Raw genomic sequence first — 12,486 nt, forward strand, 5'->3', positions numbered from 1 at the left:
GTTCGCTGCGCGAAGTGAAGTCTTTGTCTATTCAATATGGACTTAAAACGCTCTTGTAATCTGCATGCTCATGATGACGAACATCGGAAAGCCGTATGAGGGAAAACCTCACGTACGGTTTGATGAGGAGGGGCTGGGCCCCGCCCAGCCTTTCACTCTAGCTCGTCCGGGATACTCCGGCAAGGGTAAATTGCTGCATGACGACTGCTCTTCGCCTCCCTTTTGCCGATATCCCTTTCGTTCAGAAGTTGGTTGTAGGCCTAACGTCGGTACTTTGGCCGGGTGCGCTGTCCTGAGCAAACGGGATTTCGACAAAAGGCGAAAAAAGGAGGTGCCGGCACGAGCATATTTAAAACGATACGAAAAAAGGTGTGAGATAATCTGACATATTTATGGAACGAAAGATCATGCTTTAGTTTAATGAAATATAAGACATAGAGGGCTTTCAAGGCGATGGGATGCTCGAAAAAGCTCAGTTTCATCATATTTTTAGGAGGAACTAACATGGCTTTACACAGAGTGCCGGAGCGACAGGGGCTGTACGATCCGATATTCGAGCGCGATGCGTGCGGGATCGGATTTTTAGCGAATATGAAGGGAGAGCAAACACATAGCATTGTAAGCCAGGCGCTTGACATCCTGTATCGCCTGAAACATCGGGGAGGACAAGGCGCGGATCCGGAAAGCGGCGACGGGGCGGGCATATTGACGCAATTGCCGCACCGTTTGCTGGACGGGGAGTTCAAGAAGCAAGGGTTGCAATTGCCGGAAGCCGGCCGATACGGAGTTGGCATGGTGTTCCTGCCGCAGCGCGAAGCGGTCCGCCTTCAGTGCGAGCAAATGATGGAACGGATTATCGGCGAGGAAGGGCAGGTCTTGTTGGGGTGGAGAACGGTTCCGACGGACGACGGCGTGCTTGGGCAGAGCGCCAGAGCGACTAAGCCGTTCATTCGTCAAGTGATCGTTGCACCGCCGATGGATAATTGCGTGGAAGACGAATTGGCTTTTGAACGCAAGCTGTACTTGATCCGGAGACGTATTGAAAACGGAATTTCCGCCGCCGGCATACTCGGGGCGGAGAAGTTCTATATCGCCAGTTTTTCCAGCAAAACGATCGTCTATAAAGGGTTGCTGCTGCCTGAGCAGTTGTCTTCGTTTTATACCGATTTGCGGGATCCGGCTTACGAGTCGGCGCTGGCGCTCGTGCATTCCCGGTTCAGCACCAATACGTTCCCAAGCTGGGAGCGGGCCCATCCGAACCGCTATATGATTCATAACGGCGAGATCAATACGATCAAAGGCAATGTCAACTGGATGCGCGCCCGCGAGAAAAGCTGCCAATCGCCTTATTTCGAACAATTATCGGCCATTCGTCCGATCATCGACGATAGCGGCAGCGATTCTTCCATGATGGATAACGCGTTTGAATTTCTGCTGATGTCCGGACGATCGATCGCGCATGCCGCGATGATGATGATCCCCGAACCTTGGTTGAAAGATAAGCAAATGAGCGACGAGAAACGCGCCTTTTACGAGTACCACAGCTGCTTGATGGAACCTTGGGACGGCCCGGCGGCCATTGCGTTTACGGACGGGAAACGAATCGGCGCATGCCTGGACCGCAACGGATTGCGTCCCGCGCGTTACTACGTAACGTCCGACGATACGATCGTATTGTCGTCCGAAGTCGGCGTGATCGATATTCCGGCGGAGAACATCGTGCGTAAAGACCGTCTGCGCCCGGGACAAATGCTGTTGGTCGATACCGTGCAGGGAAGAATCGTACCCGACGATGAAATTAAGCGGGAAATGGCGGAAGCTTATCCGTACCGCAGCTGGCTGAACGAACATTTGGTCGATTTGCGGCAGCGATCGAACGGACCGGATCGAGCCGGCATTTTTTCACGCCCATCCGATAAACAAAATTTATTACAGCTGCAACGCGTGTTCGGGTTTTCGTTCGAGGAATTGAATAAAATGTTAAAGCCGCTGGCGGAATGGGGAGAAGATCCGGTCGGATCGATGGGATACGACGCCCCGCTTGCGGTGCTGTCGAAGAAACCGCAATTGCTGTACAACTATTTCAAGCAAATGTTCGCGCAAGTAACGAATCCGCCCATCGACGCTTTTTTGGAAGAGATGATCACATCGGTCGAAACGACGATCGGACCGGAGTACAACTTGCTGGAAACCGATCCGAGAAACTGCCGCAAAATCCGGTTAAAATCGCCGGTTCTGAGCGATCGTGAAATGGCCGTCATCCGGGATAACCGAATCGAAGGCTTTCGGGCGGTCACGTTGCGGACGCTATTCACGGCTTCCGAAGGAAGCGAAGGATTGGAGCAGGCGCTGCAAGCGCTGTTCGAAGCGGCGGATCAAGCGATTGCCGAAGGAGCTTCGCTGCTCGTCTTGAGCGACCGCGGCGTCAACGGGCAAATGGCGCCCATTCCGGCATTGCTGGCATCGGCCGGCTTGCATCATCATCTGATCCGTCAAGGAACGCGTACGCAAGCGAGCATTTTGGTGCAATCGGGCGAACCGCGCGAAGTGCATCATATGGCGGCGCTGCTCAGCTACGGGGCGAACGCCGTCCATCCGTACTTGGCGTTCGAGTCGATCGCGGGCATGATCGATCGGGGCGCGCTGGAGGGCGTTACGTTCGAGCAAGCCGCGAATAATTACGTATACGGCGTGACCAAAGGCATTTTGAAAGTCATTTCCAAAATGGGCATTTCGACGGTGCAAAGTTATATCGGCGCGCAAATATTCGAAGCGATCGGCATCGATTCGTCCGTCATCGACCGTTATTTTACTTGGACGCCGTCGAGAGTCGGCGGCATCGATATGGCGGTGATCGCACAGGAAACGCTGGAACGTCATCGGAAAGCTTACGCAGTCAGCGGCGGTTCAACGGCGCTTGAAGCCGGCGAAGATATGCAGTGGCGCAAAGACGGGGAGGAGCATCTGTTCAGCCCGCAGACGATTCATACGCTGCAGCAGGCATGTTGGCAAAACGATTACGAGCTGTTCAAACGATACAGCCGTTCGGTTGACGAACAGGCGAAATCGAGAGCGACTTTGAGGGGATTGCTCGAGTTCGTCTCGAATCGCCCTTCCGTGCCGCTTGAGGAAGTCGAGTCGATCGAGTCGATCATGCGCCGCTTCAAAACCGGGGCGATGTCGTTCGGCTCGATCAGCCGCGAAGCGCATGAAGCGCTGGCGATCGCGATGAACCGGATCGGCGGGAGAAGCAATTCCGGCGAAGGCGGGGAAGATCCGGACCGGTTTACGGCCGACGGGAACGGAGAACTGCGCAACAGCGCGATCAAGCAAGTCGCTTCCGGAAGATTCGGCGTATCCAGCCATTATTTGATGTCGGCCGATGAAATTCAAATCAAAATGGCGCAAGGAGCCAAGCCGGGCGAGGGCGGCCAGCTTCCGGCGCATAAGGTGTACCCGTGGATTGCCAAGGCGAGAGGGTCGACCCCGGGCGTCGAACTGATATCGCCGCCGCCGCACCACGATATTTATTCGATCGAAGATTTGGCGGAGCTGATATTCGATGTAAGAAACGCGAATCCGAAAGCGAGAATCAATGTAAAACTCGTGTCGGAGGCGGGGGTAGGGACGATTGCGGCGGGAGTCGCCAAAGCGCAAGCCGACGTCATTCTGATCAGCGGCTATGACGGCGGGACCGGCGCGGCTTCCCGCACGAGCATCAAGCATGCGGGCATGCCGTGGGAGATCGGTCTTGCCGAAGCGCAGCAGACGCTTGCGCTCAACGGTTTGCGCGGGCGCGTCACGCTTGAAACGGACGGCAAGCTGATGAGCGGGCGCGACGTCGTGATCGCGGCGCTGCTCGGGGCGGAGGAATTCGGTTTTTCGACCGTGCCGCTCGTTGTGCTCGGCTGTATTATGATGCGCGTATGCCATTTGGATACTTGCCCGGTAGGCATCGCGACGCAAAATCCGGACTTGCGCCGAAAGTTTAAAGGCGATCCGGATCATATCGTTCATTTCATGCAATTTATCGCCGCCGAAGTTCGGGAATGGATGGCCGAGCTCGGATTTCGCACGATGGACGAAATGATTGGGCGAACGGACATGCTGCAAGCGAAAAACGCGGCCGAGCATTGGAAAGCGCACGGTTTGGATTTATCTGCGCTCTTGCACCGTCCGGAAGGCGGAACGAGATCGGATAAAGTAACGTTAGACCGGGGCTTGGGCGAAACGCTCGACGCGCAAAAGCTCATTCCGCTATGCCGGAATGCGTTGGAACGGAAAGAACAGGTTCAAGTCTCATTGCCGATCGGCAATGCGGACCGGTCCGCAGGAACGATGCTGGGCAGCGAAGTGACGCGCAGATACGGCGCCGAGGGCTTGCCGGAGGATACGATTCGGATTCGCTTCGCAGGCTCGGCGGGGCAAAGTTTCGGGGCGTTCGTTCCGAAGGGCGTTACGCTGCTGTTGGAAGGAGACGCCAACGATTATGTCGGCAAAGGGTTATCCGGCGGGACTATCGCCGTATATCCGCCGGAACGAGCAAGCTTCAAGGCTGAGGATAATGTCATTATCGGGAATACCGCTTTATACGGGGCCACGGCGGGCGAAGCTTACATTCGCGGCGTAGCCGGAGAACGCTTCTGCGTCCGGAACAGCGGCGCGAACGTCGTGGTCGAAGGCGTCGGCAATCACGGTTGCGAATATATGACGGGCGGCCATGTTGTCGTATTGGGAGCCATCGGCCAGAACTTCGCCGCAGGCATGTCCGGCGGGATTGCCTACGTTCTCGGCCAAGGCGAGGAGCCGCTGCGCAGCGTTGAAAGCCGCTGCAATGTTCAGAAAGTGCTGCTTGAACCGCTGGCGGACGAGAAGGAAATCGCGAAAGTACGATCGATGATCGAGAAACATGCGGAATATACGCGCAGCAGCTTCGCCGAAAGCATTTTGCGGGATTGGGATGCGGCGGCGCGGCGCTTCGTACGGATCGTGCCGAAGGAGTACAAACGGGTCATGGAAGAGATCGAACGGTTTAAAGAGACGGGAAAGACCGATATGGCGCTTCTTGCCGCTACACAGGATTAGGAGGAGATCAGGCATGGGGAAACCGACAGGATTTATGGAATACAAGCGCCAATACGCTCCCGAACGCGATCCGTTGGCACGAATTGGCGATTGGCGCGATTTATATATCCCGTTAACGGATGCCGCATTGCGGGAGCAGGGGGCGCGCTGCATGGATTGCGCCGTCCCGTTTTGCCAGACGGGGGACATGCTGAACGGCGCCGCAACAGGTTGTCCGGTTCACAATTACATTCCGGAATGGAACGATCTTGTGTATCGCGGACAATGGAAGGAAGCGCTTGAGCGGCTGCATTTGACGAACAATTTTCCGGAGTTCACGGGAAGAGCTTGCCCGGCTCCATGCGAAGGTTCTTGCGTGGCGGCATTGTACGATTCGCCCGTAACGATCAAATCGATCGAACGCGCCATCATCGACAAAGGCTTCGCGGAAGGCTGGGTCGTTCCGCAACCGCCGGCGTCGCGGACCGGGCGCACCGTTGCCGTGATCGGATCGGGACCGGCCGGGCTGGCTTGCGCCGATCAGTTGAATAAAGCGGGGCATCTCGTGACGGTATTCGAACGGTCGGACCGTATCGGCGGATTGTTAACTTACGGGATACCGAAAATGAAAATCGAGCAGGAAGTAGTACACCGCCGCGTCGATTTGCTGCGCCGGGAAGGCATCGAATTCGTGACGGGAGCGGATGTCGGCGGAAACGTTCCGGTCGAAGAACTGCGCGGAAGGTTCGATGCGATCGTGCTGTGCATCGGCGCGACGAAACCGCGCGATTTGCCGGTAGAGGGACGCGAATTGAAAGGCATTCACTATGCGATGGATTATTTGCATGCAAATACGAAAAGCTTGCTGGACTCGAATCTGAAGGACGGACGATATATCACTGCGGAAGGCAAAGACGTGCTCGTCATCGGCGGAGGGGATACCGCAACCGACTGCGTATCGACGTCTTTGCGCCACGGATGCGCGAGCTTGACGCAGTTCGACATATACCCGCAACGTCCGGCCGGGCGCGACGCGGATAACCCGTGGCCGCAATGGCCGGTAATCCATAAGGTCGATTCGGGCCAGGCGGAATCGGCGGCGCGATTCGGGCGCGATCCGCGGCAATATGCCGTCTCCGCCAAATCGTTCATCGACGACGGGCGAGGCAATGTTGCGGGCGTGCGCAGCGTAGACTTGCGTGTGGCCAAGGATAAATCGGGCCGATGGATTCGCGAAGAAATTCCCGGCACGGAGCGCGTGTGGCCGGCGCAGCTTGTACTGCTGGCGATCGGCTTTACCGGGCCGGAGCAGACGCTGATCGGCCGAATGGGCGTCGAAACGGACGGGCGTACGAATATTCGTACGGAGCGAGGGCAATACGAGACGAATGTGCCGGGCGTGTTCGCCGCCGGCGATGCGCGGCGCGGCCAAAGCTTGATCGTCTGGGCGATTCGCGAAGGACGCGAAGCGGCCAAAGCGTGCGACGCGTATTTGCGACGTTAACGAGGAGGACAGTGTTGTGATGATGGAAACCTATATTCAACGGAAGTTCGCCGAACGGATCGGCGGGGAACAGTTCGGCAAAGATACGGAAATTTATAAGTTCGAGAAAATTAAGCGCGCGAAGGCGGAAGCGAAACGCAAGTTTCCCGATATGGAACTGCTCGATTTTGGCGTAGGCGAACCGGATGAAATGGCGGACGAAGGCGTCGTCCGCGTCCTTGCGGAAGAAGCGGCCAAACCGGAGAACCGTTTCTATTCGGACAACGGGATCGAAGCGTTCAATCGCGCGGCATCCCGCTACATGGAACGGGTATTCGGGGTGGAAGGGCTGGACCCCGCAACGGACATCAATCATATGATCGGCTCGAAGTCGGCTCTGGCCATGCTGCCGTCCGCGTTCATCGATAAGGGCGACATTACGCTCATGCCTTCTCCTTGTTATCCGGTTCTAGGGACGCATACGGCCTATTTGGGCGGCGAAGTCTTCTCTATGCCGATTTCACGGGATAACGGCTTTTTGCCCGACTTGGAGGCGATACCGCAGCAGGTTCTGGACCGCGCGAAATTGCTTTATTTGAATTATCCGAACAACCCTACCGGCGCTTCGGCGACGCGGCCGTTTTTCGAACAGGTCGTCGCCTTCGCCCGCAGGCATCAATTGATCGTCGTGCATGACGCCGCATATGCCGCATTGGTGTTCGACGGCGCCGAGCCGTTAAGCTTCTTGTCCGTGCCCGGCGCCAAAGAGGTTGGCGTCGAACTTCATTCGTTATCGAAATCGTTCAATATGACAGGATGGAGGATCGGCTTTATTGCGGGCAATCCGCTAATCGTCAAAGCGTTTGCGACGATCAAGGACAATTGCGATTCAGGCCAGTTTATGGCTATCCAGAAGGCCGCTATTTATGCGCTTGAGCATCCTGACATTACCGAAGGGATCTGCAGAAAATATTCGCGCAGGCATCGCATGCTCGCCGATGCGCTAACGGATCTCGGATTCCGCGCCGAGAAGCCTCAAGGATCGTTCTTCTTATATACGGAAGCGCCGATCGGGATCGAAGGCGGTCCGAAGTTTGCGACGGCGGAAGAGTTCAGCCAGTATCTGATCAAAGAAAAGATGATTTCCACCGTACCGTGGGACGATACCGGCCGTTACATCCGATTTTCCGTAACGTTCGGGGCGCAAGGGGAAGCCGAAGAATTACGCGTCATTAACGAGATGAAAAACCGCTTGTCCGGAACGAAGTTCATTTTCGCGTAAGGAGGAGCGGCGCAAAGCAGACGAGGAAGGAGGCGTTCCGGTGAAATATACGAAAATGCATGGTTTGGGCAACAGTTATATTTATATTAACGGATTTGAGGAAGCTCTTGACGAGGGTTCCCTGTCGCCGCTGGCGATGCGCGTTTCCAACGTCAATACCGGCATCGGTTCGGACGGTATGATCGTCATCGGTCCGTCCGAAGTCGCCGATTTCCGCATGCGGATTTTCAATATCGACGGTTCGGAAGGGAAAAATTGCGGCAACGGGCTGCGGTGTGTCGCGAAATATGTATTCGAACGGAAGATGACGGAGCGGACCCGTTTTACGATCGAGACGCTCGGCGGGAACGTTGAAGTCAAGATCGACGCCGACGATGCGTGCCGCGTTCGTCAAGTTACGGTCGACATGGGAGCTCCGCGTTTGTTGAAAGGCGACTTGCCGATGCTGGGCGATCCGGAACAACCGGCTATCGACGAGGCGATCGCGGTGAACGGACGGCAATACCGTATTACCGCGGTATCGATGGGTAATCCCCATGCGGTACTGTTCGTTCCCGATGCGGAGGCGGCGCCGGTAGCGGAGATCGGTCCGCAAATCGAGCATGCGCCTCTATTTCCCGAACGAACCAATGTCGAATTCATTCAGGTGGTAAACCGGCGGGAAATCATTTTCCGCGTATGGGAGCGGGGATCGGGCATTACGCAAGCATGCGGAACGGGGGCGTGCGCCGCCGTCGTCGCCGGCGTGCTGAACGGCGAACTGGATCGAGGCAAGCCGGTAACGGTGCATCTGCTTGGCGGAGACCTGGAAATTATATGGGAAAACGACGGTCGCGTGTTCATGAAAGGGCCCGCCGAAATCGTAACCGATGGGGAATTATATCTATAATGTCATGCGAAACGATTGGATCTTCGGCGTCCGATCGTTTTTTTTCGGCCGCCTATTTGGCTGCATCGCCAAGGGGAATTCGGAGTGGGCCTTTTTTCCTGTTTTCTCATAAAAGAATTTACATGAGAGCTTTCGTGAACTACAATTTTGATAGCTGTTTTTTTTGTTGTACCGCGGAAAAGCAACAACGCGCCCATGTCGAATCATGGTTCGGAATAACAGGTAAATTAGTCCCGTTTTTTGAAAGGAAGCGCGTTGTTTTTCGCGAAAGCGCCGGGTCCGAACGTGGGAAGCGGTCTTCGGGCGCGGCGGATGTAATGAAGAATGAATGTGATAGCTGGCAAATCGCACATCGTGGTGAGGGAGGATTACATTTGAATTCGATTTTCGAGTTAATCCAGCAATTTCAAGGCAGTAATGATGAGGAGAAAATTCAAATTCTTATCAAGATCGAGCAAGTGTGCGATGAGAAGAAATGGCCTTTTCTATGCAATGTCTTTACGAATCGCGCATACGACGGGCGGGTAAGAAGAAAGGCGCTTGCGATCATATCCGGCGCGTCGCTGCCCGACCGTCATGTGAAGGAAACATGCGGCGCACTGATCCAATGCATCAAATCGGATGAGAACAGCGACCTTCGCAACGAAGCCGTTCAAGCGATGGCGAAGTTCACGACATTCCGTCCGGCGCTTGAAGCGGCCGCTCAACTTCTATTGAACAGGGGGGAAGATGCTGATATCCGATGGAATGCTTTTAAAGTGATTTCCACTGTGAAAAACAGCGAATTCGGCGTGGAAGTGCTATCGCAACTTTTGACGGATCCTGTTTTTCGTAAAAGCGCTCAAAGAGAATTGCTGACATTGGAGATGGCGTAAATACGATAACGAGCGGAAAGGATGAGATGATGAGGAAAGACAAAGCCGGCGGCGGACCGATCGAGGTTGCCGCCGCTTTCTTTGGCTTATCGCGGTTTGCGCCTGATTTGATGGCGCTGCGGGCGAATCGTCAAGTCGGTAATGACGGAACCTTCCCGCAGCGTAAGCACCGTCCTGACGGCATCGGCTACGCATTCCGGCGTAATGTAACTGTCCGGCTCCTCTCCTTCCCGAAAATCGAGACGATCGTAGAAAGGAGTTTGCGTCATATCCGGATGAAGCGAGACGACGCGCGCTCCCGTTTTGCGAATTTCATCGAACAGGCTGAGGCTGAAATGCGACAATCCGGCTTTTGTCGCGGCGTAAGCGCAGCCGTGCGTACTCGATTTTTTCGCCGTGACGGATGATATCTGAATAATTGTGCCTTTGTCCTGTTTGATGCGGCGCAGAAGCTGCTGCGTCAGAATAAGCGGCGCCTGCAAGTTGACGGCGATCATTTCGGCGATTTGCCGCGGACCGATTTGCTCGTGCGGCGCGAAATAAGCGAGTCCCGCATTGTTCACAAGGACGCCGAGCCGATGTCCGCTCTCGCGGGCGTAAGCTTGAATATGCCCGGCCGCGCGCATGATTTCGTCAATATCGCGCAAATCGCAGCGATACGGAATGTACCGCTCATGCGGCAATCCGGCTTTGTCCGGATTTCGCGACAGTCCGTACACGAAATAATCCATATCGATCAACATGCGGGCTATCGCAAGTCCGATCCCGGAAGACGCCCCGGTAACGACCGCTAAGTTCATGTCAGTTCCTCCTAAAAGTTTTGTGAAGCGCTGCTTCTCCGAAATCCTTCGCAACAAAACTAGCTTCGTAAGCATTCGCCAAGTTCTGTGAAGCGCGTTCGCGCTTTATGTAATGAAAATTTTCTCCTCGGGCATATATTCGGCAACGCTTTCATATACGAATTCCGTCAGCTTGCGGGTCGTCTCGTCGGGATAAGTAAGGATCCCGTTGCGATTTTCATAAGGATAATGTGCGATGACGGATTCGCTACGATGCTTGCGCATTCTTTTCAAATAATCTTTCGGGATGCGGAACACGCCGATGCTGACATCGCGGATGCGAGCGAGCGGAATTTCGCTGAACGTACGCCGGATACAATCCCGGTAATGCTGCCTCCAGTTATCGATATGCAGCACGGGATCGAAGCAAATGCGGACGGGCCATCCGGCCTCAGCCGCTTTGCGGGCGCATGCCAAGCGCGCTTGGAGCGACGGCGTACCCGGTTCGTGGCGCTTGACGACTTCATCGGGCGATAAGGTCCATGCGAGCACGGTTCGGTTTGACGGGGTCAAGCCGCGAAGCGGCGCGAAATTGGCGCTCTTCGTGCGAAGTTCCAGCGTCAATCCGTCCGTTTCGGCCGCGAAAGCGATCCAGCGCGAAGCGAGCGGTACAATCGGCTCGAACGCCAGCAAATCGCTCTCGTACGAAATGCTGAGATAGAGCGGATGCCCGTCCAGCGTTCTCCGCACTTCGGCGAAATAATCGTCTTGATTGACGAACAATACGGCGTTGCCGGAAGGAAACATTCCCTGCAAAAAACAATATTCGCAATTGTACAAGCAGTTTAGGGCCGAGGAAGCGTAATAAAAATGAAGATGGCCGAAATGATGCGTCACTTCGGAGCCGGGGTACAGAAACGGTCTTTTTTTGACGGCCACAATCAGTTTGGGCGCATGTTTCTGCACGGAAAAGTTTTGTCTGCCGCGCGCGAACACTTCCATATAATCGTCGATTTCCACGATTGTCGCATGCGGGAACTTGCTCGTAACGACATCCGTCAATGCATACGGTTTTGCGGCTTTTTCGATGTAAATATGGGTGTAATTACTCATAAAGAAGCTGTTGTCGCAATTGTGCAAAACGCATCTTTCCTTCCTGCTTGGATTCGGCGGCTTGTCCCGCATCGTAACGAAGGGCGTCAAGCGGTTGTCCCGTACGGATCTTGTATTGCACCGCCATCTGTTTCAATTGACCGGCCATCGTTTCGGACAATCGAAGCTCGCTGCGGACCGCCTCGATCCATTTCTCGTCCGTCTCGTCCAATACGTCCTGGCGGATCGAGAACGCCTGCCGGTAAGATGAAATAAAATGATCGATGTCCGGCATCCGTTCCGCAATGAGACCGCTTACTCTTTCCGGGGAAAGAACGGAGCTCTCGAGCGCATCGGACACGATTTTCACAACCGTCGTCTGATGCGGCGCAAGAAACATTTTGGCGGCTTCAAGACAACCGGCGGCCTCCATATCGACAAGCTCTCCTTGGACGAATTGCCTGTCCGCAGCCGTTACCGGGCGCGAGAATGTTTCCAGTACCCCTTCGTCAAACCGGTGACGGATAAGAACGTCCGGATAATAGACATGCGACGTATCGCGGGATACGATTTTATGACATAGCACGGCCCGGCCGACCTGCAAGCGCATGGCGGCGGTTCCGGCGATGCCGACGTTGATCAGCAAATCCCGCTTGTTTCGGTTCGCCCGGCTTAACAAGGATGCGACGCCGATCGCCGCCTGCATCGGTCCCGTGCCGGTTACGATGAGACGGATATCGCCTGCCGCGAACTGCTGCCAAGGATGCTCGGCGTACAATTTTTTCAATTGATAATATTCGATGATCGGCTTCGCTTCGCAATAGAGCGCGACTGCGATGTAAATCATTGCGGTCACCTGCCTGTACCCATAAATTACCTCCTTGCCCTTCTATTGTACCATATTGCAGCCCCGCGCTTCACATGCCGACAGCTGGGTTGCAGCCTCGAATCGGACGCAACTTCCGATCCTTGTTACCAATCGCGTCTTTCGTACATATGTTGGAATAAGTACGGGTTCATGC

At 55.1% G+C, this 12,486-nt stretch carries 8 protein-coding genes; 5 read left to right on the forward strand and 3 right to left on the reverse strand.

All coding sequences use genetic code 11. The annotated features are described in order from the left end of the window. The first annotated feature begins 504 nt into the window (after positions 1–504). From gltB to LQ229_RS20445, 5 genes are all read left to right on the forward strand, one after another. The gene (gene gltB / locus LQ229_RS20425; protein ID WP_230192732.1) at positions 505–5,085 is read left to right on the forward strand and encodes a glutamate synthase large subunit; all 4,581 of its coding nucleotides are present in this window, start codon (positions 505–507) and stop codon (positions 5,083–5,085) included. A gap of 13 nt (positions 5,086–5,098) precedes the next feature. Further along, positions 5,099–6,568: a glutamate synthase subunit beta gene (locus tag LQ229_RS20430; protein ID WP_230192733.1), complete on the forward strand. Its 1,470-nt coding sequence runs from the start codon at positions 5,099–5,101 to the stop codon at positions 6,566–6,568. A 22-nt stretch (positions 6,569–6,590) separates the two neighbouring features. Continuing rightward, on the forward strand, positions 6,591–7,829 hold the full coding sequence (locus LQ229_RS20435) for an LL-diaminopimelate aminotransferase (protein ID WP_230192768.1): 1,239 nt from the start codon (positions 6,591–6,593) through the stop codon (positions 7,827–7,829). A 55-nt stretch (positions 7,830–7,884) separates the two neighbouring features. Beyond that, complete coding sequence (dapF, locus tag LQ229_RS20440; RefSeq protein WP_230192769.1) at positions 7,885–8,718, forward strand: diaminopimelate epimerase; 834 nt, start codon at positions 7,885–7,887, stop codon at positions 8,716–8,718. A gap of 374 nt (positions 8,719–9,092) precedes the next feature. Continuing rightward, positions 9,093–9,593, forward strand: a complete 501-nt coding sequence (locus tag LQ229_RS20445) for a HEAT repeat domain-containing protein (RefSeq protein WP_216538081.1) — start codon at positions 9,093–9,095, stop codon at positions 9,591–9,593. Between the two features lie 86 nt (positions 9,594–9,679). Here LQ229_RS20445 and LQ229_RS20450 read toward each other — a convergent pair whose 3' ends face one another. The 3 genes from LQ229_RS20450 to LQ229_RS20460 all read right to left on the reverse strand — a co-directional run bounded on the left by LQ229_RS20450 (position 9,680) and on the right by LQ229_RS20460 (position 12,311). Beyond that, a complete protein-coding gene (locus tag LQ229_RS20450; protein ID WP_230192734.1) occupies positions 9,680–10,393 on the reverse strand; it encodes an SDR family NAD(P)-dependent oxidoreductase in 714 nt (237 codons plus the stop codon). 105 nt (positions 10,394–10,498) lie between these two features. Next, entirely contained in the window at positions 10,499–11,485 is a 987-nt protein-coding gene (locus tag LQ229_RS20455) for a spore photoproduct lyase family protein (RefSeq protein WP_230192735.1), read from the reverse strand. After that, on the reverse strand, positions 11,478–12,311 hold the full coding sequence (locus tag LQ229_RS20460; RefSeq protein ID WP_230192736.1) for a hypothetical protein: 834 nt from the start codon (positions 12,309–12,311) through the stop codon (positions 11,478–11,480). The genes LQ229_RS20455 and LQ229_RS20460 overlap by 8 nt, the downstream gene beginning before the upstream one ends. Positions 12,312–12,486: the final 175 nt, after the last annotated feature.

This window comes from Paenibacillus sp. CECT 9249 (assembly GCF_918697855.1).
GTDB lineage: Bacteria > Bacillota > Bacilli > Paenibacillales > Paenibacillaceae > MSJ-34.

Bases quoted from the DNA above. Each gene is read 5' to 3' on its own strand.
- gltB (WP_230192732.1), top strand. From the start codon at position 505: ATGGCTTTACACAGAGTGCCGGAGCGACAGGGGCTGTACGATCCGATA.
- LQ229_RS20430 (WP_230192733.1), top strand. From the start codon at position 5,099: ATGGGGAAACCGACAGGATTTATGGAATACAAGCGCCAATACGCTCCC.
- LQ229_RS20435 (WP_230192768.1), top strand. From the start codon at position 6,591: ATGGAAACCTATATTCAACGGAAGTTCGCCGAACGGATCGGCGGGGAA.
- dapF (WP_230192769.1), top strand. From the start codon at position 7,885: ATGCATGGTTTGGGCAACAGTTATATTTATATTAACGGATTTGAGGAA.
- LQ229_RS20450 (WP_230192734.1), bottom strand. From the start codon at position 10,393: ATGAACTTAGCGGTCGTTACCGGGGCGTCTTCCGGGATCGGACTTGCG.
- LQ229_RS20455 (WP_230192735.1), bottom strand. From the start codon at position 11,485: ATGAGTAATTACACCCATATTTACATCGAAAAAGCCGCAAAACCGTAT.
- LQ229_RS20460 (WP_230192736.1), bottom strand. From the start codon at position 12,311: ATGATTTACATCGCAGTCGCGCTCTATTGCGAAGCGAAGCCGATCATC.